Origin of the sequence: Streptomyces sp. ISL-100, from assembly GCF_018614615.1 — a bacterium.
Taxonomy (GTDB): domain Bacteria; phylum Actinomycetota; class Actinomycetes; order Streptomycetales; family Streptomycetaceae; genus Streptomyces.
In genome coordinates this window covers 241,205-262,214 of the sequence record NZ_JAGGOK010000010.1, presented here as the reverse complement: position 1 = coordinate 262,214, position 21,010 = coordinate 241,205, and the positions used below count along the sequence as shown (strand labels likewise).

At 69.9% G+C, this 21,010-nt stretch carries 20 protein-coding genes and 1 other RNA gene; 9 read left to right on the top strand and 12 right to left on the bottom strand.

From position 1 onward, the window contains the following. Positions 1 to 17 precede the first annotated feature (17 nt). Together J7E89_RS06685 and J7E89_RS06680 are read right to left on the bottom strand one after the other, a co-directional pair. Positions 18 to 1,391: an ABC transporter substrate-binding protein gene (locus tag J7E89_RS06685; protein ID WP_214969420.1), complete on the bottom strand. Its 1,374-nt coding sequence runs from the start codon at positions 1,389 to 1,391 to the stop codon at positions 18 to 20. 172 nt (positions 1,392 to 1,563) lie between these two features. Then, positions 1,564 to 4,725 (bottom strand): FtsK/SpoIIIE domain-containing protein, encoded by a 3,162-nt coding sequence (locus J7E89_RS06680; protein ID WP_214969418.1) that lies wholly within the window; start codon positions 4,723 to 4,725, stop codon positions 1,564 to 1,566. Positions 4,726 to 5,142: 417 nt separating this feature from the next. On the opposite strand from J7E89_RS06680, the gene J7E89_RS06675 reads away from it, so the two are divergent. The 4 genes from J7E89_RS06675 (at position 5,143) to J7E89_RS06660 (ending at position 10,492) form a co-directional block, all read left to right on the top strand. Beyond that, the gene (locus tag J7E89_RS06675; protein ID WP_214969416.1) at positions 5,143 to 6,771 is read left to right on the top strand and encodes a serine/threonine-protein kinase; all 1,629 of its coding nucleotides are present in this window, start codon (positions 5,143 to 5,145) and stop codon (positions 6,769 to 6,771) included. A gap of 131 nt (positions 6,772 to 6,902) precedes the next feature. After that, positions 6,903 to 8,150 carry a serine/threonine-protein kinase gene (locus J7E89_RS06670; protein WP_214969414.1) on the top strand — a complete coding sequence of 416 codons (1,248 nt, stop codon included), beginning with the start codon at positions 6,903 to 6,905 and terminating at the stop codon, positions 8,148 to 8,150. 71 nt (positions 8,151 to 8,221) lie between these two features. After that, positions 8,222 to 9,328: a peptide chain release factor 2 gene (gene prfB / locus J7E89_RS06665; RefSeq protein ID WP_214969412.1), complete on the top strand. Its 1,107-nt coding sequence runs from the start codon at positions 8,222 to 8,224 to the stop codon at positions 9,326 to 9,328. 267 nt (positions 9,329 to 9,595) lie between these two features. Continuing rightward, positions 9,596 to 10,492 (top strand): LPXTG cell wall anchor domain-containing protein, encoded by an 897-nt coding sequence (locus J7E89_RS06660; RefSeq protein ID WP_214969410.1) that lies wholly within the window; start codon positions 9,596 to 9,598, stop codon positions 10,490 to 10,492. Between the two features lie 140 nt (positions 10,493 to 10,632). Here J7E89_RS06660 and J7E89_RS06655 read toward each other — a convergent pair whose 3' ends face one another. Then, complete coding sequence (locus J7E89_RS06655) at positions 10,633 to 10,827, bottom strand: hypothetical protein (RefSeq protein WP_214969408.1); 195 nt, start codon at positions 10,825 to 10,827, stop codon at positions 10,633 to 10,635. Between the two features lie 256 nt (positions 10,828 to 11,083). On the opposite strand from J7E89_RS06655, the gene ftsE reads away from it, so the two are divergent. The 5 genes from ftsE to ssrA all read left to right on the top strand — a co-directional run bounded on the left by ftsE (position 11,084) and on the right by ssrA (position 14,922). Continuing rightward, positions 11,084 to 11,773: a cell division ATP-binding protein FtsE gene (gene ftsE, locus J7E89_RS06650; RefSeq protein ID WP_028815006.1), complete on the top strand. Its 690-nt coding sequence runs from the start codon at positions 11,084 to 11,086 to the stop codon at positions 11,771 to 11,773. Between the two features lie 9 nt (positions 11,774 to 11,782). Beyond that, positions 11,783 to 12,700 carry a permease-like cell division protein FtsX gene (gene ftsX, locus J7E89_RS06645; RefSeq protein ID WP_214969406.1) on the top strand — a complete coding sequence of 306 codons (918 nt, stop codon included), beginning with the start codon at positions 11,783 to 11,785 and terminating at the stop codon, positions 12,698 to 12,700. Positions 12,701 to 12,768: 68 nt separating this feature from the next. Beyond that, the gene (locus J7E89_RS06640) at positions 12,769 to 13,941 is read left to right on the top strand and encodes a S41 family peptidase (protein WP_214969404.1); all 1,173 of its coding nucleotides are present in this window, start codon (positions 12,769 to 12,771) and stop codon (positions 13,939 to 13,941) included. An 18-nt stretch (positions 13,942 to 13,959) separates the two neighbouring features. Next, positions 13,960 to 14,445 (top strand): SsrA-binding protein SmpB, encoded by a 486-nt coding sequence (gene smpB / locus J7E89_RS06635; RefSeq protein WP_214969401.1) that lies wholly within the window; start codon positions 13,960 to 13,962, stop codon positions 14,443 to 14,445. 106 nt (positions 14,446 to 14,551) lie between these two features. Further along, positions 14,552 to 14,922: a transfer-messenger RNA gene (ssrA, locus tag J7E89_RS06630) on the top strand. Positions 14,923 to 15,309: 387 nt separating this feature from the next. Here ssrA and J7E89_RS06625 read toward each other — a convergent pair. The 9 genes from J7E89_RS06625 to J7E89_RS06585 all read right to left on the bottom strand — a co-directional run bounded on the left by J7E89_RS06625 (position 15,310) and on the right by J7E89_RS06585 (position 20,938). Continuing rightward, positions 15,310 to 15,744, bottom strand: a complete 435-nt coding sequence (locus J7E89_RS06625; protein ID WP_214969399.1) for an NUDIX hydrolase — start codon at positions 15,742 to 15,744, stop codon at positions 15,310 to 15,312. A 22-nt stretch (positions 15,745 to 15,766) separates the two neighbouring features. Continuing rightward, positions 15,767 to 16,558, bottom strand: coding sequence for an STM4013/SEN3800 family hydrolase (locus J7E89_RS06620; RefSeq protein ID WP_214969397.1), 792 nt, complete (start codon positions 16,556 to 16,558; stop codon positions 15,767 to 15,769). Further along, positions 16,555 to 17,055 (bottom strand): hypothetical protein, encoded by a 501-nt coding sequence (locus tag J7E89_RS06615; RefSeq protein ID WP_214969395.1) that lies wholly within the window; start codon positions 17,053 to 17,055, stop codon positions 16,555 to 16,557. The genes J7E89_RS06620 and J7E89_RS06615 overlap by 4 nt, the downstream gene beginning before the upstream one ends. After that, complete coding sequence (locus J7E89_RS06610) at positions 17,048 to 17,698, bottom strand: AAA family ATPase (RefSeq protein WP_308315357.1); 651 nt, start codon at positions 17,696 to 17,698, stop codon at positions 17,048 to 17,050. The genes J7E89_RS06615 and J7E89_RS06610 overlap by 8 nt, the downstream gene beginning before the upstream one ends. Next, positions 17,695 to 18,717 (bottom strand): radical SAM protein, encoded by a 1,023-nt coding sequence (locus tag J7E89_RS06605; protein WP_214969393.1) that lies wholly within the window; start codon positions 18,715 to 18,717, stop codon positions 17,695 to 17,697. Before J7E89_RS06605 ends, J7E89_RS06610 begins: the two co-directional genes overlap by 4 nt. Before the next feature lie 184 nt (positions 18,718 to 18,901). Continuing rightward, positions 18,902 to 19,093 carry a hypothetical protein gene (locus tag J7E89_RS06600; protein WP_214969391.1) on the bottom strand — a complete coding sequence of 64 codons (192 nt, stop codon included), beginning with the start codon at positions 19,091 to 19,093 and terminating at the stop codon, positions 18,902 to 18,904. After that, positions 19,090 to 19,320, bottom strand: a complete 231-nt coding sequence (locus J7E89_RS06595) for a hypothetical protein (protein WP_214969389.1) — start codon at positions 19,318 to 19,320, stop codon at positions 19,090 to 19,092. The genes J7E89_RS06600 and J7E89_RS06595 overlap by 4 nt, the downstream gene beginning before the upstream one ends. A 5-nt stretch (positions 19,321 to 19,325) precedes the next feature. Then, positions 19,326 to 19,547 (bottom strand): hypothetical protein, encoded by a 222-nt coding sequence (locus tag J7E89_RS06590; protein WP_214969387.1) that lies wholly within the window; start codon positions 19,545 to 19,547, stop codon positions 19,326 to 19,328. A gap of 170 nt (positions 19,548 to 19,717) precedes the next feature. Continuing rightward, entirely contained in the window at positions 19,718 to 20,938 is a 1,221-nt protein-coding gene (locus J7E89_RS06585) for a helix-turn-helix domain-containing protein (RefSeq protein WP_214969385.1), read from the bottom strand. Positions 20,939 to 21,010 lie beyond the last annotated feature (72 nt).

Genomic DNA, 21,010 nt, shown 5'->3' with positions numbered 1-21,010 from the left:
TCGCTGGCGTCACGGCGTCAGCTCTTGTACGCCTTGGCCGCGTCGGACTCCAGCCGCTGCTGGGTTCCCGCGATGTCCTTGGGGTTCTTCAGGAAGTCCTGGAGCGCCTTCCACTCACCCTTGCCCGGCGTGCCGCCGAACGACTGCGGGGCCTGGTCCGACATGTCGAAGCGGAAGTCGTCGCCCGCCGCGATCAGCGCCTTCGCGATGTCGCGCTGCACGTCATTGGGGTACGCCGCCACGTCCAGGGACTTGTTCGGCGATACGAACCCGCCTGCCGCGGCCCAGATCTTCGCCGCGTCGGGTGACGCCAGGAAGGTCAGCAGCGCCTTGGCGCCCTTGGAGTCCTTCAGCGCCACGGCCGCGTCGCCGCCCGTCACCACGGGCGACTCGCTGCCCACCGCCGGGAACGGGAACACCTTGGCGTCGGTGCCGATCTTCGCCTTCGTCTGCGCGATGTTGACGGAGACGAAGTCGCCCTCGAAGACCATCGCGGCCTTCGGGTCCTCGGCGAACGTCTGGGTGACGGACGCGGGGAACTCTGTCTGCAGGGCGCCGTCCTGGCCGCCCGCGATGAACTCCTTCTTGCCGAACAGCTCCGCGAGGGTGGTCAGCGCGTTCTTGACGGAGGGGTCCGTCCACTTGATCTTGTGCTGGGCCAGCTGGTCGTACTTCTCGGGGCCCGCCTGCGAGAGATAGATGTTCTCGAACCAGTCGGTGAGGGTCCAGCCGTCCGCGCCGCCGATCGACACCGGGGGGACGCCGGAGGCGGAGATCGTCTCGGCCGTGGCCAGGAAGTCCTTCCAGGTCTTCGGCTCCTCGGCGCCCGCGTCCTCGAAGACCTGGGCGTTGTACCAGATCAGGGACTTGTTGGCGGCCTTGAAGTACACGCCGTACTGGGTGCCGTCGACAGCGCCGATGTCCTTCCAGCCCTGCGAGTAGTTCTTGTCCAGCTGTGCTTGGGTCGCCGCGTCGACCGGCTTCGCCCACTTGCGCTTGACGGCCTGCTGGAGCGCGCCGACCTGCGGCAGCATCGCCACGTCGGGGGGTGAGCCCCCTGCGATCTTGGTGCCGAGGAAGTTCACGATGGGGTCCTGGGCCGGGACGAAGGTGACCTTCGCGCCCGTGCGCTTCTCGAACTCGTCGAGGACCTTGGTGAAGTTCTCCTGCTCGGGGCCCGTCCAGACCGCGGCGACCTGGACCTCCTCGCCGTTCAGTTTGGGGAGCTCTACGGAGGCCGGGGGTTCTGTGGTGGCTCCGCTTCCCTCGTTTCCTTTGTCCTTGTCCTCGTCGCCGCCGCAGGCGGTGAGGGCGAGCGTACTCGCGGCGATCATCGCCAGGGCGGCCCTTCGAGCCCTGCGACCCCGGTGTGTACGAAGAGTTGTGCGCATTACTGCCCCGTCTCTCCTGTGCGCGTGCGGATTCGGCGCAGCCCTCGGAGGACGATGGCGACGCCGATGCCGGTCTAGCTGTCCCGTGGGTCAGTCCTACGCCCGGCGGTCGGCCCCGGCAATAGTGCCTTCCGTGTCAACCGGGTGATCGTGATGGGCTCGTGACGTTGCGTCAGGCCTCGGGGGGAACATCGAGGGGCGGCAGCGGGGTCGCGTTGACCGTGCGGGCGGCGCGGTCCAGGGCGCTGGCCAGCAGCGCGAGGTCGGTCGGCCCGTTGCCGAGTTCGCGCACCGGGCGGCGGGCCGGCGGATCGCCCATTCGCTCCCACTCCAGCGGAACGACGGTGGGGCGCAGCGTCGCCGTCCGGGGAATGCGGCCGGTTACGCGGCCGCCCTGGAAGGGGGTCGCGGTGCCGTCCTCGGCTCCGGCTCCGGTCGCGAGTCCGGTTGCGGTCCTGTGGTGCAGCAGCCTGCCGCGTCCCGGTGCGGGTTCGTCCGGTGCGGGTGCTGACGGCGGTGGGTCCAGTACGACCCGCAGCCGTGCGGCGCGCGCCAGCTCGGTGTCCGCCGTACGGTCCGGTCTTGCGGAGGTGGCCACCAGGTGTACGCCGAGCCGCTCGCCTTCCCTGGCCACGGCTTCCAGTGCCCGTACGACCGAACCGGCCGCCGGGCGGCCCGTACTGCCGAGGGCGGGGGCGACCAGCGCGTCGAGGTCGTCGACCAGGACGACGAGGCGGGGGAGGGGCGAGGGCGCGGTGTCGGCGCGGGCCTGGCGCTCGCGGGACGTCGTGGTCCGCAGGCGCAGGGTGCCGCTGGGGGGTGAGTCGAGATCGCCGTTCTGCTCGGCGGCGCTGGGTGGGCGCTGGCCGATCATCCGGCCCGAGACCTCGCGGTGCGTGTGCCATTCGGCGAAGCCGAGGCTGCCGAGCAGTTCGTGGCGGCGCTTCAGTTCGGCGTTCAGGGCTTGGGCGAACTCCCGCATGCGGACCGGGTCGGATGCGGTGAGGTGCGTGGAGACGTGCGGCAGTTCGGTGCAGGCGCGCAGGCCTTCGCCTCGTTCGCCGCCGGCGCCGTCCACGAGGACGAGGCCCAGGCGGTCCGGGCGGGCCGCCGCCGCCAGTGACGCCGCGACGGAGCGCAGCAGCTCGGTGCGGCCGCTGCCTGCCGGGCCCTCGATCAGGAGGTGCGGGCCGTCCGCGGTCAGGTCCACGCAGAGCGGGCCGCGCGGGCCCGCGCCGAGGACTGCCCATGCGCGGGTGGCGCCGGGTGCCTGGCCGTCGTCGGCGGCTGCCGCCCAGCGGGCCATCAGGGAGGCGGGGGTGGCTCTGGCCAGGCCCAGCTCGTCGAGGAGGCGGGAGGACGGGGGGAGGGCGACGGCGCGGCCGGGGCGGGCGGTGGGGTCCGGGCTGCCGCCTGCGGGTTGCGCGTCCGTGCGCAGTGGCGCCAGGGCGCGGGCGAAGCGCTCCGCCCAGGCCGCGGATACCGCGTCCACCGCGGCCAGTGTGCCGTGGCCCGCGGGCTCGCCGGCTGCCGTACGCAGCAGGCGCAGCGCGGTGGCTACGTCGCCGCTGAGCAGGGCTGCCGCTCCGCACTCGCGGAACGCCGGCGACGCGGCGCAGGCGGCCTCGTACGTCGCCGCGACTGGAGACAGGGGGGATGCCGCTGGGGTCTCGGCCAGGCAGATGAGGTGGATGCCGGAGGCCGCGCCGGTGGCGGCCAGGCGGGTGACGGACTCGCGGAGGGCCGCCGAGCCGGGGTCGCCGTCGACGATCACTACGGTGTACGGGCCCTGTGTGTGGGGGTCGTCCTGTGTGCGGCGCGCCAGTTCGGCGATCCGGGCGGTGGCCTGGTCGCGGTCGTACGCGAGGAGCAGCCGGCAGTCCTGGCCGTGGGCGGGGCGCAGGTGCGGCAGCCAGCCGAGCCACGCCCACTCGGCGGTGCGCTCTTGGAGTGGCCTTGCCCTGTCCGTGCTGATCAGGACGATTTCCAGGTCGTTGGGGGAGTGCAGCGCGGTGAGCTGGGCCACGGCTGATCTGGCCAGGCCGGCCAGGCGGGATCGGGGGCCGGCCAGGCCCAGTGAGCCGACCTCGCGGAGCCCCACCGTTACGGGTACGGCGTGCAGTGGCCGTCCGCCGTCGGGTGCGGGGCGGTCGGCTGTGCCCAGGCGCAGCACGAGTGCCTCGGGGTGGGCGGGGCCGCGCTCCCACAGGCGGGGGCCGGGTCCGAGCGCGGTCAGCAGGAGTGAGGCGGGGTCGGGCCAGGCGTCGGGCAGCGGGGTTACCGGCGCGGGGCCTGCGCCGGCCGGGGGCATGCCGAGGGGGGTGGCCTCGGCCGGCGCGTACTCGTCCACGGGCTCGGGCCGGCCGCCGGTGAGCCGGCGGGCCCAGGCCCCTATGCCGCCGCGTCGGCTGGGCTCCGGGGGCTGCGGGGTCAGTGCGGCGTGCGTCGCTTCCGGGGGGTGCGGCAGCGGGGGCTCCTGGGTCGGTGCCGCGTCGGGGCGTCTCCTCGGGTGCCGAACGTTCGGGTACTGGGGGTCTTCGGGCGTGTTGTGTTCGACACCCTGCGGGGAGCGCCCCGACGCGTCCCCTCCTGGCACCGTGAAGTGCGACGCGGGGGGTGCTCCTGGTGCCGTTCGGCCGGAGACTCGGCGGCCGGCCGGGGGTTTGGGGGGTGCGCTTCGGGGTTCCGTTGTGCGGGTCAGGCGCAGGTGGCCCTCGCCGTCGGGGGTGGTGGGGAGGGCAGGGGCTTGGTCGCCCTGGGCCAGGCGCAGGGCCGATTCGCCCACGCGCAGCAGCGCGCGGGGCGGAAAGGGGACCGGGTGGGCGGTGAGGTCCTCGCCGTCCAGGGATGTGCCGTTCGTGGAGCCCAGGTCCGCGACGGAGATCCTGCCGTCTTCCGCCAGGGTTACCGCGCAGTGCAGGCGCGACACGTCCGGGTCGTCCAGAGGGACGTCCGCGTCCGCCGAGCGGCCGATCCGGATCTGGCCGCCGTGGAGGAAGTGGACTCCGCCCGCGTCCGGGCCCGCTACTACGTGCAGTTGGGTTTGGGTTTCGGATGCTCCGTCGGGTGCCGGTGTGTAGAGGGACAGCATCGCTCCGTCCACCAGTGGCGGCTCGCCCAGGGCGCAGCGCTGGGCGTCGAGGCGCTCCTGGCCCGCGTAGACCACCACGGCGCCCGTGGTCTCCGGGCCCGACCCGGGACCCGAGACGGCCGCGGCCAGGCCGGAGGCGACCGCGGCCAGCGCGGTTCCCGCGGGTGCGGTGACGAGCACGTCGCACGTACGGTGCGCGCTCTGGCCGCTGCGCGGCGCGAGGACGGTCAGCCGGATCTGCATCGCGTCAGCGGTCCCTTCTGCGCGAAGTGCCCGGCAGGGGTGCCGCCCTGTGATTCCCCCACCCGGCACGGACGCGTCGTCCGGTACAGGTCGGCACGTGGCGCGGGGCTCCCGACCCCACAGTCCGTGCTGCAGGCATCCTCGCACCTGCCACTGACAACACGCCCGGCGGCCACCGCCAAGTGATCTTGAATGGTCGGCTGTGGGCGTAAACGTGCAGGCTTGGCCTCGCCAGTGACATGTGCGGCACGCACGTTCGGCAACCATGTGTGTGGTGCGGGCGTCTTCACTCGGTACCCGGTCCGGCCGCGCCCCGGTGCGAGGCGCCGGGCGGCATTACAGTGGATCGGAACTACGGGCCCGAGCGCCCTGGACGACGTAGGACCATGAGGACACGAGCAGCAGGGAGCGCATCACGTGCGGCCGGTCGGCAGTAAATACCTGCTCGAGGAGCCGCTCGGACGCGGCGCCACGGGCACCGTCTGGCGAGCCCGCCAGCGTGAGACCGCGGGCGCCGAGGCGGCCGTGGCCGGTCAGCCCGGCGAGACCGTCGCGATCAAGGTCCTCAAGGAGGAGCTCGCCAACGACGCCGATGTCGTGATGCGGTTCTTGCGCGAGCGGTCGGTTCTTCTGCGTCTTACGCATCCCAACATCGTGCGGACCCGCGACCTGGTCGTTGAGGGGGATCTGCTCGCTCTGGTGATGGATCTCATCGACGGGCCCGATCTGCATCGGTATCTGCGGGAGAACGGTCCCTTCTCGCCGGTTGCCGCTTCTCTGCTCACCGCGCAGATCGCGGACGCTCTCGCCGCCAGTCACGCCGACGGCGTCGTCCATCGCGACCTCAAGCCCGCGAACGTTCTGCTCGACGAGCGCGACGGTCAGATGCATCCGATGCTCACCGACTTCGGCATCGCGCGACTCGCGGACTCGCCGGGTCTGACCAGGACGCATGAGTTTGTCGGTACGCCGGCGTATGTCGCCCCGGAATCGGCCGAGGGGCGTCCGCAGACGTCCGCCGTCGATATTTATGGCGCGGGAATTCTGCTGTACGAGCTGGTTACCGGGCGGCCGCCGTTCGCGGGCGGCAGCGCGCTGGAGGTGCTTCACCGGCACCTGAGCGAGGAGCCCCGTCGGCCCACCACCGTTCCCGAGCCGCTGTGGACCGTAATAGAGCGCTGCCTGCGCAAGGAACCGGACGAGCGGCCCAGCGCCGAGAACCTCGCCCGCGCCCTGCGCACCGTCGCGGCCGGCGTCGGCGTGCATTCGTCGTCCGCCCAGGTCGAGGCAGCCATGGGCGTCGGTGCGCTGCTGGCGCCCGACCCCGCCCCCGCGGCGGTCCCGGGTACGCCCGGAGCCGCCGACCCGACGCAGGTCCTGCCGAGCAACGCCGGATCGTACGACCCGAGTGCCGCGACCAGCGTCCTGCCGTCGACCGGCGCACCGCAGTACGGCGGCGGAGGACAGCACGCCGACCCGACCGCCGTCATGCCGCCCGTGCCGCCGCGCCCCGACGGCGCGCCAGGTCCCGAGGACCCGCACCCGTGGCAGAACCAGCTGCGGGCGGCCCGCGACCGGAACGAGCAGACGCAGGTCCAGTACCTCGACCCGAGCGAGGACCCGCTGCGCCGCCGGCCCCAGCGCCAGCCGCAGCAGCCCCCGCAGCGTCAGCAGCAACAGCGTCCGCAGCAGCCTCAGCGGTACGCCCCGCCGCCCCCGCCGCAGTACCAGCAGCCCCAGGCGCCGCCCCCGCAGCAGCGGTACGCGCCGCCGCAGCAGCCCGCCCCGCCGGCCCCGCGCCCGCCGCGTGAGCCCCGCGAGCCGCGCCGACGCAGCGCCAACCCGATGCGGATTCCGGGCCTCGGCTGCCTCAAGGGCTGCCTGTTCACGATCGTTCTGCTGTTCGTGGCTTCGTGGCTGATCTGGGAGTTCTCCGGGCTTCAGGAGTGGATCGGCACGACGAAGGGCTTCTTCGCCCAGATCGGTGACGTGATCGACAGCATTTCGAAGTTCCTCAACGATCTCGGCAGCTCTACGGGCGCTTAAGACGCCGAGTTCGTTGATTTGTCGACTTCTGGGGGTGGATTTCGCCCCCAGAAGTCGAGGTTGACGCCATACCGGGCACCGGAAGCCCTGCCACCCGCGTAGCCTCAGGGCGACCGTCAGAGGGAGCAGTCTTGGCACGGAAAATCGGCAGCCGGTACACGGCCCACCAGATCCTCGGGCGGGGCAGTGCCGGCACGGTGTGGCTCGGTGAAGGACCCGAGGGGCCTGTCGCCATCAAGCTCCTGCGCGAGGACCTCGCGTCCGACCAGGAGCTCGTCGGACGCTTCGTCCAGGAGCGCACCGCGCTGCTCGGACTCGACCACCCCCGCGTCGTCGGCGTCCGTGATCTTGTTGTGGACGGTACCGACCTCGCACTCGTGATGGATCTTGTGCGGGGTACGGATCTGCGTACGCGGCTCGACCGCGAGCGGCGCCTGGCACCCGAGGCGGCCGTCGCGATCGCCGCGGATGTCGCTGATGGGCTCGCCGTGGCGCACGCGGCCGGTGTCGTACACCGGGATGTGAAGCCCGAGAACATCCTTCTGGACATGGAGGGGCAGCTCGGGCCCGGCGGCGCGCACCCCGCGCTGCTGACCGACTTCGGCGTCGCCAAGCTGATCGACACCCCGCGCCGCACCCGCGCCACCAAGATCATCGGTACGCCCGACTACCTCGCCCCCGAGATTGTCGAAGGCCTGCCGCCCCGCGCCGCCGTCGACATCTACGCCCTGGCGACCGTCCTGTACGAGCTGCTCGCGGGCTTCACGCCCTTCGGCGGCGGCCACCCCGGTGCTGTGCTGCGCCGCCATGTGACCGAGACCGTCGTGCCGCTGCCGGGCATTCCGGAGGAGCTGTGGCAGCTCCTCGTCCAGTGTCTGGCGAAGGCCCCGGCCTCCCGGCTGCGCGCCTCCGAGCTCTCCGCCCGGCTGCGTGACCAGCTCCCGCTCCTCGCCGGAATGCCGCCGCTGGACGTGGACGAGCCCGGCTCGGACGACGAGGAGGCGTCGCACTACGCGGCGTACGAGGAGGCGCAGCCCTCTGCTGCCGATGTACCCCGCCGTCGCGGCGCCGTCCCCCTGGTCCCCGGCTCGGCCCCGGACTCCAACCGCGACACCCACACGAGCATGCGCGTCCCCGCCCCCGACGAGCTGGCCGGCGGCGCCCGCGGCACGGCGCGCGCCCCCCGGGCCGCAGGCCAGCGCCGCCCCGGTTCGGCGCGCAACAAGTCGGACGCCGTGCGCAGGCGGCGCCTCGTACTCGGCGGAGCCGCCGTCCTGGTCGCCGCCGCGATAGGCGTGGGCGGCTGGCTGGCGGCGACGGCGGAGGGCTCGGACCAGCCCCCGCAGGACACTGAGCAGTCTGCTCCGTCACAGCCGTAGCCGGGGGGAGTGATGAGGCGCTCCCCCCGGGCGAGGGGAACGTACGGCCGCCCAGCCGTTACGCTGGACCCGTGGCAGTCGTCGATGTATCCGAAGAGCTCAAGTCCCTCTCCTCGACCATGGGGTCGATCGAGGCCGTCCTGGACCTCGACAGGATGAGGGCCGATATCGCCGTGCTCGAGGAGCAGGCCGCGGCCCCGTCCCTGTGGGACGACCCGGACGCCGCTCAGAAGATCACGAGCAAGCTGTCCCATCTCCAGGCCGAGCTCCGCAAGACCGAGGCGCTCCGCAGCCGGATCGACGATCTTTCGGTGCTCTTCGAGCTCGCCGAGATGGAGGACGACGCCGACACGCTGGTGGAGGCGGAGACCGAGCTCATCTCCGTGCGCAAGGCGCTGGACGAGATGGAAGTACGCACGCTCCTGTCCGGGAAGTACGACGAGCGCGAGGCCCTGGTCAACATCCGCGCCGAGGCCGGTGGCGTCGACGCCTCCGACTTCGCCGAGCGGCTGATGCGCATGTACCTGCGCTGGGCCGAGCGCCACGGGTACTCCACCGAGGTCTACGAGACGTCGTACGCGGAAGAGGCCGGTATCAAGTCCGCCACCTTCGTCGTCAAGGCGCCGTACGCCTACGGAACGCTCTCCGTGGAGCAGGGCACGCACCGTCTGGTCCGGATCTCTCCCTTCGACAACCAGGGCCGCCGTCAGACGTCCTTCGCGGGCGTCGAGGTGCTGCCGGTCGTCGAGAAGACCGACCACATCGAGATCGACGAGTCCGAGCTGCGGGTCGACGTCTACCGCGCGTCGGGTCCGGGTGGTCAGGGCGTCAACACGACCGACTCGGCTGTCCGACTGACGCACGTGCCTACCGGCATCGTCGTCTCCTGCCAGAACGAGCGCTCGCAGATCCAGAACAAGGCGAGCGCCATGAACGTCCTCCAGGCGAAGCTCCTTGAGCGCCGCCGCCAGGAGGAGCAGGCGCTGATGGACTCGCTCAAGGGCGATGGCGGCAACTCCTGGGGCAACCAGATGCGTTCGTACGTCCTGCACCCCTACCAGATGGTCAAGGACCTGCGTACGGAGTTCGAGGTCGGCAACCCGCAGGCGGTCCTCGACGGCGAGATCGACGGCTTCCTGGAAGCCGGAATCCGCTGGCGCAAGCAGCAGGAGAAGTAAAGCTCGCTTTGTCGACACAGTAACTGCCGCCTCCGAGGCGGCAGTTGCGTTTTGTGTCACAGTCCTATCCCGTACGGCGGGCAAGTGCCTGCAATACGGACATGGCGCGCGGAATGACCTTGACGCTCCCTTTAAAAGTGGCAAAGCTGACGCGCGGCATGCGTATCTCTGGGGCGTGTGTGACCGGGGGGAATTCACAAACCCCCAGTGTCCGTAGCCCCTTGCGCTGCTCCACTGACGAATTCAGCTACTGGGGGTAGCAGCCATATGACCAAGAAGACGCGGATCCGCGTTGCGCGTATAGCAGCCGGTGCGGTGATCGCCGCCGGTGCTTCGCTGACCGCCGCGGGCGCCGCTTCGGCCGTCGGTGTCGACGTGGCCGGCCTCAGCGCCGACGCCAGCGTCGACCAGGAGGGCGTCGACATCTCCCTCGCCGCCGACCCGGCCGACCCGGCCGACCCTGCGGACCCGGCTGACCCCGCGGACCCGGCCGACCCGGCCGATCCCGCGGACCCGGCCGACCCTGCGGACCCGACTGACCCGCTGGACCCGCTGGACCCGACCGACCCGGTTGACCCGCCCACGGACCCGACGGACCCGGTCGACCCGCCCACGGACCCGACGGACCCGGTTGACCCGCCGACCGACCCGACGGACCCGGTTGACCCGCCGACCGACCCGACGGACCCGGTTGACCCGCCGACCGACCCGACGGACCCGGTTGACCCGCCGACCGACCCGACGGACCCGGTTGACCCGCCGACCGACCCGACGGACCCCTCGGACCCGACCGACCCCGGCAACACCAACGGCACCGGCGGTAACGGCGGTAACAACAACGGTGGCGGCAACGGTGGCAACGGTGGCAACGACACCGGTGGCTCCTCGACCGGTGGCTCCTCGACCGGTGGCTCCTCGACCGGTGGCACCGACGACGACGCCGGTACCTGCACCCTCGACCTCGACGGTGCCGAGTGCGAGGACAACACCGACACCGACAGCGCCGGCTCCCAGCCGGTAGCGCAGGGCAAGGCCAAGGAGGAGCTCGCCGAGACGGGCGCCGCCGGGACCACGTTCCTGCTGGTCGGTGCCGCGACGATGATCGCCGGTGGCATCGGCTTCCGCATGCTGCCGCGTCTGGCCGGCGGCCGCACGATCGCCTGAACCACCTAGGCGCACAAGAGGGGCCAGGAGCGCTGAGCGCTCCTGGCCCCTCTCTTTGGTCCCCGCCGGCCCTCAGAGGGGCCGTGGAAGCGATATGAGCGGCAAAAGCCGCCGTACCGAGCGGTAGGGGCGGCCGGGTTCTACGCGGTCTGGTGGACCAGCAGAGCCACCGCGGCCACCAGCAGCGCCACGAGCGCCAGCAGCGCCGCAGGACTCAGCCCGCCCAGCGGGCCGCCCTCCTGCTGCATCCTGGCCAGGTGCGCCCGGCAGACCCGGCAGCGGCCCTCGCTCACAGGGGCCGCGCAGTTCGCGCACACCAGTCGGTCATAGGTCATGCGCTTTCCTCCTCCCGCGCGGCGGAGCCGCTCAGCGGTTCTCTCGCCCAACGCTCAGGGGAACGTGACTGTTCCCTTTCCCACTGTGCCAGCTCCCACGCGTTCCGGCGCGCCCCGCCGGGTTACGGCCGTTCCGTTCCGTTCAGAAGTGGTCGGCGATCCGTGATAAAACGCCCATCCCAGGACGCCGACTGCGCGCCCTTGCCCGCGTCGCGTATGGTCACGCACACCTACTCCCGGCGACCGTGGTGCACCCGTGATCCGATTCGACAACGTCTCCAAGACCTACCCGAAGCAGAGCCGCCCCGCCCTCAGGGATGTTTCCCTGGAGGTCGAGAAGGGCGAATTCGTCTTCCTCGTGGGCTCTTCCGGCTCCGGCAAGTCAACCTTCCTGCGGCTGCTGCTGCGTGAGGAGCGCGCCAGCCACGGCATGGTGCACGTCCTCGGCAAGGACCTCGCGCGCCTGTCCAACTGGAAGGTGCCGCAGATGCGGCGCCAGCTCGGCACCGTCTTCCAGGACTTCCGTCTTCTTCCCAACAAGACCGTTGGGGAAAACGTCGCGTTCGCGCAGGAAGTCATCGGCAAGTCGCGCGGAGAGATCCGCAAGTCCGTGCCCCAGGTCCTCGATCTTGTCGGCCTCGGCGGCAAAGAGGACCGGATGCCCGGCGAGCTCTCCGGCGGTGAGCAGCAGCGCGTGGCGATCGCGAGGGCGTTCGTCAACCGCCCGATGCTGCTGATCGCGGACGAGCCGACCGGCAACCTCGACCCGCAGACCTCCGTCGGCATCATGAAGCTGCTGGACCGCATCAACCGCACCGGCACCACTGTGGTGATGGCGACCCACGACCAGCAGATCGTCGACCAGATGCGCAAGCGCGTCATCGAACTCGAGGGTGGCCGCCTCGTGCGCGACCAGTCTCGCGGCGTCTACGGCTACCAGCACTGAAAGGACGCCATGCGCGCCCAGTTCGTCCTGTCGGAGATCGGCGTCGGTCTCCGCCGGAACCTCACCATGACCTTCGCAGTGGTCATCTCCGTCGCCCTCTCCCTCGCCCTTTTCGGCGGGGCGCTGCTCATGCGCGAGCAGGTGAGCACGATGAAGGGCTACTGGTACGACAAGGTCAACGTCTCCATCTTCTTCTGCAACAAGAACGACGCGGAGACCATCCCCAAGTGCGCCAAGGGGGCGGTCACCGCTGAGCAGAAGAAGCAGGTCTACGCCGACCTCGACAAGATGGACATCGTCAAGAGCATCGACTACGAGTCGGCCGACCAGGCGTTCAAGCACTACAAGGAGCAGTTCGGGGACTCCTCGATGGCCGACACCATCACCCCGGACCAGATGCAGGAGTCGTACCGCGTCAAGCTCGACGACCCGGAGAAGTACAAGGTGGTCGCCACCGCGTTCGCGGGCCGCGACGGCGTGCAGTCCGTCCAGGACCAACGCGGCATCCTCGACAACCTCTTCAACCTCATGAACGGCATGAACGTCGTCGCGCTCTACGTGATGGCCCTGATGCTCATCATCGCGCTGATGCTGATCGTCAACACCGTGCGCGTTTCCGCCTTCAGCCGTCGGCGTGAGACGGGCATCATGCGGCTCGTCGGTGCGTCGAGCTTCTACATCCAGATGCCGTTCATCATGGAAGCCGCGGTCGCGGGTCTGATCGGCGGCGTGTTCGCCTGCGTCATGCTCCTCGCCGGGCGGTACTTCCTGATCGACCACGGCCTGGCACTGTCCGAGAAGCTGACCCTCGTCAACTTCATCGGCTGGGACGCGGTGCTGGCCAAGCTGCCGCTGGTCCTCGCTATCGCCCTGCTGATGCCCGCGATGGCGGGCTTCGTAGCACTGCGCAAGTACCTCAAGGTGTGACATGAGCCCTTGGCGCCGTACGGTCAACCGACCGTACGGCGCTCTTTGTTTGTCCTAGACTCGGCGCCATGCCGGGCCCGGAAGTAACCCTTCATCCCCGCGGTGTTCGCCGCGGGGCGGCCCTGACATTGGTTTTCGCGACCGTACTTGTCACTGCCGCCGCCACCGATTCCTGGCAGCGCGACACCGAGAAGTCCCCTCCGCTCTCCGCCCGTTCCGTCGCGGCCGCCGCCGACCGCGAAGCGGTCGCCGATGCCGCCGCCGAGGCGATGGCCGACGGCAAGTCCGGCAAGGAGGCGGCCGAAGAGGTCGTCAGCCGCAGCGGGGACCGGTGGGGCGCGGTCTACGACCCGGCGGAGTACAAGGAGTTCGAGCAGGCACTCGGCGGCGAGTACACGGGCGTCGGCCTCTGGGCCGAGCGCACCGAGGACGGCCGCATCGAGGTGTCCAGAGTGCAGCGCGGCGGCCCCGCCGAGCGGTCGGGGGTGAGGGCGGGCGACCGGCTCCGTACGATCGACGGGCGCCCGGTCGAGAACCGGCCAGTCACCGAAGTCGTCCAGCTCCTGCGCGGGGACGGTGACGGTGTGGCGGAGACCGGCAGCTCCGTCGTACTCGGCCTGGAGCGCGGCGCCCGGCAGTGGAGCGAGCGGCTGCGGCGTGCGCGGCTGGCCACCGAGGCCGTCACCGTCGAGCGGCTGCCGGACGGTGCCACGCTGATCAAGGTGGCGTCCTTCACCAAGGGCTCCGGCGAGCAGGTACGGGAGGCGGTCCGCGCCATGCCCGAGGATCACGGCGTACTGCTGGATCTGCGCGGCAACGGCGGCGGGCTCGTCACCGAGGCCGTCACCGCCGCGTCCGCCTTCCTCGACGGCGGCCTGGTCGCGACGTACGACATGGAGGGCGAGCAGCGCGCGCTGTACGCGGAGCCGGGCGGGGACACCGACCGGCCCGTCGTGGCGCTTGTCGACGGCGGAACCATGAGCGCGGCGGAGCTCGTCACCGGCGCACTCCAGGACCGTGGCCGGGCGGTCACTGTGGGTTCGCGTACGTTCGGGAAGGGCTCGGTCCAGATGCCGAGCCGGCTGCCGGACGGTTCCGTGGCCGAGCTCACCGTCGGCCATTACCGGACCCCGGCGGGGCACAGCGTCGACGGCACGGGCATCAGCCCGGACCTCGCGGTGAGCGAGAAGGCCGAAGAGCGGGCCCGGACAGTATTGAGTGGCCTCGGGGGAGGGTCGTAGTGCGAAAATGAAGGCACTATGGCTAAGGAAAAAGGGCGCAAGATGATCGCGCAGAACAAGAAGGCGCGACACGACTACCTCATCATCGACACCTACGAGGCCGGCATGGTTCTGACCGGCACCGAGGTGAAGTCCCTGCGCCAGGGACGCGCCTCGCTGGTGGACGGCTTCGTGCAGCTCGACGGGGGCGAGGCGTGGCTGCACAACGTGCACGTACCCGAGTACACGCAGGGGACCTGGACCAACCACTCGGCGCGCCGCAAGCGCAAGCTGCTGCTGAACCGGGTGGAGATCGACAAGCTCGCGAGCAAGTCGCAGGAGACGGGTCACACGATCGTGCCGCTCGCGATGTACTTCAAGGACGGCCGGGCCAAGATCGAGATCGCGCTGGCCAAGGGCAAGAAGGAGTACGACAAGCGGCAGACGCTGCGCGAGAAGCAGGACCTGCGGGAGACGAACCGGGCGATCTCGGCGGTGAAGCGCAGGGAGCGCGGGCGGGTCTGATGGCTGAGCGCCGGCCGTGAGGAATAGGCTGGCACGGTCGTGCGTTGTTCACGTACGATGGCGCTTGTGCCCCTCGGGGTGCGGCACCACCTTGATAAAAAAACATGGGGATGATCGGTTTCGACAGCGGATGTCGAGGCAGGGGAAGCGAGTCGAGGAAGCGGCAATGATCTCGTTAACCATATGTCGCAACCAATAATCGCCGATTCCAAGCGCGATTCCTTCGCCCTCGCTGCCTAAGTAGCGACTGCGTGAAGTGTCAGCCCGGGGGTGTTCCCGACCCGGATCCTGGCATCATCAAGGGAACTAAACCACTCGGTCCGGTCACGGGATCGGGTGGGAAACCAAACAGTGACTGAGCCCGTCGGAGACTTGTCCGTGTGATCTCCGGGGCCGAGAAAATCGCAGCGGACTGCACTCGGAGAAGCCCTGGTTCTGCACCGTTGGACGCGGGTTCGATTCCCGCCATCTCCACTCATCCCATGTGGGAAGAAACCCTCTGGCCTGCGAAAAACTTCGCCAGGGCGGGGGGTTTTTTTCTATGTTTGCAGGGTCTGAGGCGGCACCGGGCGGCGGACGGACAGCGCGGTGGGGTCAGGTCTTGGAGATAACCACGCTGCATGTTGCGGACGCGCCAATGGCGATCACCCGTCGCCCTCGCGGGTCTCGTCCCAGGATCTCGCTCGCTCTCGATGCTGGTTGAGCTGCTGGCGTGCGGTCTGGTGGCGGCGACGTGAAGGTCACGATCGCGGCGGCGGGCAAGATGAAGAGCGGCTGAGGTTCAGCCACTTCATGACTGCGGCCCCGCTCCAGAACGCTGGTAGCGGGGCCGCGGTGCGTATGCCGGCCGTGGTGGGCGGCGGTTCAGCTGGTCTCTTGCGATGCTCGGTCGGCGAGGAGCAGAGCGAGGGGTCCGCCTTGGAGGAGGAACCGGCCGTCGGCGCCGGCTTGGACGGCTTCCTGCATGGGCCACCAGGTGAGCTTGAAGTCGGCTTCGCCTGGCATGAGCTGCTGGGGGCCGAGGGTGAGGCCCTGGGCTTGATAGAGGTGGATGCGGGCGGCGTTGCCCAGGGTGATGGCGAAGCTGCCGAGGTGGGTCAGGCGTTCGGCGGTGATCCCGGCTTCTTCGGCCAGTTCGCGGCGTGCGCAGCCTTCGGGGCTCTCGCCGTCTTCCATTCGGCCGCCGGGGAGGAACAGGTACTCGCCGCCGTGGTCGGGAAAGTCGGCGGTGAGGATCGCCACCAGTCCTTCCCCGTCCACGGCCACGATCACGGATGCGTCTGGAGTGTGGTTCGTCATGGTCTTGCAGCGTAGGCGTGGTTCACCGCAGCATCGCGGCGAATGGGACAGTCATGACCTCGGGGCGGGCGGTTCCCCGGCCCCAGTAGCCGTCTTCGCCAAAGGAGTCGCCGTGGTCGGCGCACATGATGATCAGCCATTCCCGGTCGCGGGTCAGGGTGGTGACCAGGCGTCCTAGGTGAGCGTCAGCGTAGGCGAGGGCGGCGGTCTGGGAGCGGGTGCTGTCGGTGCTGTCTCCGACGTAGTGCCCGTGAGGTACGTGGGTGGCCGACACGTTGACGAACAGGAACAGCGGATGCCCGGCGTGGGTGTCGGCGACGGTGAGGGCGTGGTCGACCTGGTGGCGGGTGGAGTCGGGTTCGGGTGAGCAGAACTCGGGCCGCCAGTGGTCCTCATCGAAGAGGTCGGGCAGGACCCCGCCGAGCGGTGTCTCCCGGGAGAAGTAGGTGACGCCGCCGATGCAGACGCTCCGGTACCCGTGCTGTGCCAGGCCCTTGATCATGTTGGGGGCGTCGAACACGAACGTCTCGGGCGGCACGGTCTTGAAGGCGGGCGGGCGGCACTCCCACAGGCGGGGCGGCTGCTCGGGGGTCGGGAGCTTGGGGAGGAACCCGGAGAAGAACGCCATGTGCGCGGGCAGCGTGAACGAGCCGGGGGTCTCGCGCTGCTCCCAGCCGCCTTCGGGGAGCAGACGGGCCAGGTTCGGGGTGAGGCCCACGTCCAGGGCGGTGCGGGCGACGTCGTAGCGGAGGGAGTCCAGGGTGACGAACAGGATGCTCGTACCGGACTCGATGACCTGGGAGGCGTTGATCACCGGCCCGCTCCCATGGTGGCCGCGTACGGCTCGACGGTTCCCTTGCAGGTGTCATTGACGGGGATGGGTACCCGGTCCTCGGCGATCATCTGCCGGATGACGGCGAGGCCGGCAGTCTCCGTGAGGGGCTGTCCGTCGCGGTCGTACAGGGCGACCGTCACGATGTCCCCGTCGTCGGCGGTCGTGGTGCTCACCCGCATCCCGGGGATACCCCCGGCTTCCTCCATCGCGGCCAGCAGCTCGCTCTCGTCGGCGGCCCCCAGGGTGAGGACGCGGCAGGCGTAGTGCTGGGCGTTGACCGCGCCCCGGCACAGCCGGTCGAAGTATTCGCCGCTCACCGGGTGGCCGTCATGGGCGACGGCGAGCCGGTCGGTCTCGGTGGTGACGACGAAGCAGGCGGCCATCCACCACGCCACCCCGGTATGGATCTGATCCGGCTGTCGGCCGCTCGCGGCGCCGTCGCGGATGACGGTGGTGGTGTCGACGGGGTTAAGCATGGGCGCGCTCCATGTGGTCGGTGATCACGTCCGCCAGGTCCTCGGGGTCCATGCCGTCGGTGTCGAGGATGACGGCGGTGTGGTCGCCGGCGGCGACGGTCTCGAAGTTGGCGATGAGCGTCTTGAGACGGCCGGGGATATCGAACAGGTCGGTGTCGTCCTGCTTGGTGTCGTCCTTGACGGCCATCCGTTCCCGCAGGGTGTGTTCCGAGCACCGCAGGTAGAACGTGTGGTCGGGGGTCAGCAGGTAGCGGTGGAACGGGGCGATCAGGGCGTCCACGTCGGACGGGTTGACGCTGTGGATGGCGGCCTGGCGGGCGGTCACCGACGGCGCGTAGCGGTCGGCGATGACGGGCCCGTGGGCGAGGGCGTTGCGGATCAGGTCGGAGACGTGGAGGAGCCCGGAGAGGTAGAACGCGATCTGCGGCAGCGCCTCCATCTGCTGGGCGACAGCCTTCGACCATGTGTTGTGCGGGTCGGCGAGGGTGTGGAGTGCGGTGCCGTTCAGTCGGCGGGCCAGAAGGCGGGCCAGGGTGGACTTCCCGATGCCGGAGACGCCTTCGAGGACGATGAACGGCGGCTGCTCGTGCTCGCTCGACGGGGTGGGGCGGAAGGCCGGGAGAAGGGCGTTCGGACGGTTCACAAGATCCCCTCGGTGAATGCGGTGACGTGGGCGGCGACTACCTCGGCGAGCCGGTCCGGGGCGTCTACGAGGTCTCGGATGTCCAGGCGGAGGTCATCGCGCAGCAGGCAGGGCTGGATGCCGCCGCCGTGGTCCAGGCGCAGCGCCCAGAACCCTTCGATGCACTTCGGGCGGACGGGGCAGGTGCCGCACTGTCCGACGTGGTGGCGGCCGAGACCTCGGTGGATGACGTCGATCTCCACACCGTCGACGGTGAACACCCGTCGCCCCTGGCCGACGCCCGCGATCTCCGTGCGCTCGTCGCTGGTGAGGGTGCGGAGGTAGTCGATCAGCCCTTGTGCGGAGACGGCGGAGGACTGCCGGTCGGCGTTGAAGTCGGTGTCCACGAGTTCGATGAACTGGACGGGCAGGCCCCAGTTGAGGGCGAATTCGAGAAGGGGCAGGATCTCGTGCTCGTTCTCCCGCTGGAGCAAGGTGTTCAGCGCTACCCGGTCGCAGATTTCCCGGGCCGCTTCGATCCCGTCCAAGATCGCATCGATCCCTACGCGGGTGTGGGCGATGGCGCGTAAGGACTCGTCGGAGAAGTAGTGCAGCGACACCTTGATCTTGTCGAGCGCGGCGTCTGCCAGCCACTCCTGATGAGTGCGGACCAGGGTGCCGTTGGTGATCAGCGTGTATGACACGTCGTCGTCCCGGACCGGGAGCCGGGTGAGGACCGGACGGGCCAGGGGTGAGGCCAGGGGTTCGCCCCCGGTGAAGTAGATCCGCTTCAATCCAGCTTCGATGAGAGCGCGCATGGCGTTCACGTAGCCGTTGGCGGCCAGCTCGCGGGCGCGGGGCTGGGCGTCCCGGTGCAGGTGGGTGAAGGGCGGAGGGACGTCGCCCTCGTTGTGGCAGAACCAGCACTTCAGGTTGCAGCGCGGGGTGAGGGACACCCGGAGCTGGCCCAGCAGCAATGCGAAGTTGCGTAAGGCCGTCCAGTCGACGGCCGGTCCAGGGAGCAGAAGAGTCGGTGCCATGGTGCTCCTCTCGATTCGATCGGTTCGAGCGGTGCAAGAGGGTGGCGCGGCCGACGTCGGGGGACGCCGGCCGCGCCGGGGCCGCCCGGCTCGACCTGTCCAGGGCTGTTCCGGGCGGAGCATGTGGTGGCCCTGCGGCGGGGGGTATGCCGTGGGGACGGGGAGCACCCCGCCGCAGGGCGGATCAAGGGGCGGTGGCGCGGTCGTCGCACCGGCAGGTGTGCGACGGCTCGGTGTGAGCGCCGAGGTCTATGTCCGGTACGGAAACCGGGGCACCGCTGGTGCACTCGTGGGCGACGTTCACGGCGCATCCACCAAGGCCGAGCACGTTCGCGGCGATCAGTAAGACCCCTGCCGCCATGCCGTCCGCGCTCACGACTCGACCCGCTGAATGTCGCGGACGAGGGCCTGGCGTTCGCGGCCGTTGGCCAGCCGCACCCAGACGTAGGCGCGGTCCGCGTCTACTCCGGCCCAGCCTGCGCCGACCTGCACGACCTTCCCGGTGATCTCTTCCGGCTGTTCTCGGTGATGGTCTTCCGGGGGCACGTACGAGATCCCGGTGACGATGTCTCCGACGCGGTAGTGCGCGGTCGTGGCGGCCATGACGCTCACCACGTGCCGCTCGCGGGCTCGTCCTCCTTCTCGTCGGGGTCCGGGTCGGGGAGGCCGAGAAAGACGCTCCACCCGTGCTCGGCGATCTCCAGGGTGCGGCGGGACAGTTTCGTGTCGTCGAGAACGCGGAGCGAAATCATCTGCGCACTCGTGGTCTTGGAGTTATCCGTGTTGGTGGTCATCTCGGCCTCGTCGGGGGATCGGATGCTCCAGCCCATACGAGATCGCGTGACAGGCGTGGAGCCGTACGGATACCAGGCAGCGCATCTTGGGGGACGGGGCCGAACGTGTCGGCTGCGCTGCTGATGCTTAGTCAACGCGCAACAGCGCCCCGCAACTGGCACAAGGTGTGACAGTCTCGGGGCGCTGTGTGACAGCGGGCGGCTGGTTAGAGCTGAACCCCGCACCAGGAGGCGTAGCCGATCAGGGTGTCAGGGGTGCGGCGGGCTGCATGTACCAGTCCGGAGATCGTTTCCCGTACAGCAGGGTGGTACTTGGCCTGCTGTGGGGCGACCTTGCGGGCGTTGAGCAGTGAGGCCAGGGCGGAGTCGGGCTTGCCGGTCCAGAGCTGGGAGCGGGCGGTGTCGATCCAGAAGTGCCCGAGCCGGTCGGGAAAGTAGTCGGCCGGGGGACGCACCTGCTTGGCGAGCTGCAACGACTTGGCGTGGTTGCCCAACTCCATCTCCACCGCCGCCGCATGGATGGCGACGTTCGTCGGCCCGAACGACTGCACGTGCAGTCCCTCGCCCATGTCGCCGGTAACCTCCCGGCCCAACCGGTCGGCCATACGGCGGGCTTCGCCTAGCTCACCCCGGGCGGCGTCAGCATCGCCCTGGCGGGTTGCGAGCATCGCCGCCCGCAAGTGCAGGTTCCCCGCCGAGCACAGAGCGGACAGCTCCCCGGCCCGCACACCGTCCTCAACGCCCGTACGAGCCTTCGCGATGATCTTCCGGCCCACCTCGTGCCGGCCAGTGCTGAAACAGGCGTAGGCGCGCATGTAGCCGTGCAGGGCCATCAGGTACGGGTCGGCGGAGCGCTCGGCGGAGTAGTCCATCCGCGCCAGCAGCAGCGACACCAGATCGGACAAGCCCAGCCCGTACGCCACGTCATACGCCGAGCGGTACACGTGGACGAGCTGACGGTGCGCCTGTTCGGCCGTGTGCCCGGTCGCGGTCTGTGACACCTGCACCAGTTCGTCAATGAGCGGCGGGGCCATTCTGACGATCCGGCCGAAGTTCGCTGCGCGTCGGGCGTGCAGAGTCTCGTGCACGTCCACGACGATCTCAGTCAGGCTGCGCAACGGCAGCTCGTCCAGGGGGAAGTCGTAGTTGTCGAGGGAGGCCCGCAGGTCCGACAGCGGCCCGTCGAGCCGGTCGTGGGTGTAGTCGTTGCTGTAGGGCTGGCCGGTGAACGTGGTGACGGGTACGGACATGGCTCGTGCTACCGCAGCGATCAGCGATCCGGAGGCGGGACGGCGGCCTTGCTCGACCTTCACCAGCAGGCTGTAAGAGATGTTGGCCTTGGTGGAGAGCTGCTTCTGCGTCAGGCGGTGCAGGCGCCTGTAGGCGGCGATCCGTGCCCCTATTCCGATGTCAGTGGGCGTGTGCATACTGGCTCCGTCCTCTGTAGTGGCCTACGTGGACGGTACTCGCCGCATGGAGGCGGGAACATGGCAAACGCC

Excerpts from the sequence above, each read along its gene's own strand:
- J7E89_RS06685 (WP_214969420.1), bottom strand. The coding sequence starts at position 1,391 with ATGCGCACAACTCTTCGTACACACCGGGGTCGCAGGGCTCGAAGGGCC.
- J7E89_RS06680 (WP_214969418.1), bottom strand. The coding sequence starts at position 4,725 with ATGCAGATCCGGCTGACCGTCCTCGCGCCGCGCAGCGGCCAGAGCGCG.
- J7E89_RS06660 (WP_214969410.1), top strand. The coding sequence starts at position 9,596 with ATGACCAAGAAGACGCGGATCCGCGTTGCGCGTATAGCAGCCGGTGCG.
- J7E89_RS06655 (WP_214969408.1), bottom strand. The coding sequence starts at position 10,827 with ATGACCTATGACCGACTGGTGTGCGCGAACTGCGCGGCCCCTGTGAGC.
- ftsX (WP_214969406.1), top strand. The coding sequence starts at position 11,783 with ATGCGCGCCCAGTTCGTCCTGTCGGAGATCGGCGTCGGTCTCCGCCGG.
- J7E89_RS06640 (WP_214969404.1), top strand. The coding sequence starts at position 12,769 with ATGCCGGGCCCGGAAGTAACCCTTCATCCCCGCGGTGTTCGCCGCGGG.
- smpB (WP_214969401.1), top strand. The coding sequence starts at position 13,960 with ATGGCTAAGGAAAAAGGGCGCAAGATGATCGCGCAGAACAAGAAGGCG.
- J7E89_RS06625 (WP_214969399.1), bottom strand. The coding sequence starts at position 15,744 with ATGACGAACCACACTCCAGACGCATCCGTGATCGTGGCCGTGGACGGG.
- J7E89_RS06615 (WP_214969395.1), bottom strand. The coding sequence starts at position 17,055 with ATGCTTAACCCCGTCGACACCACCACCGTCATCCGCGACGGCGCCGCG.
- J7E89_RS06605 (WP_214969393.1), bottom strand. The coding sequence starts at position 18,717 with ATGGCACCGACTCTTCTGCTCCCTGGACCGGCCGTCGACTGGACGGCC.
- J7E89_RS06595 (WP_214969389.1), bottom strand. The coding sequence starts at position 19,320 with ATGGCCGCCACGACCGCGCACTACCGCGTCGGAGACATCGTCACCGGG.
- J7E89_RS06590 (WP_214969387.1), bottom strand. The coding sequence starts at position 19,547 with ATGGGCTGGAGCATCCGATCCCCCGACGAGGCCGAGATGACCACCAAC.
- J7E89_RS06585 (WP_214969385.1), bottom strand. The coding sequence starts at position 20,938 with ATGCACACGCCCACTGACATCGGAATAGGGGCACGGATCGCCGCCTAC.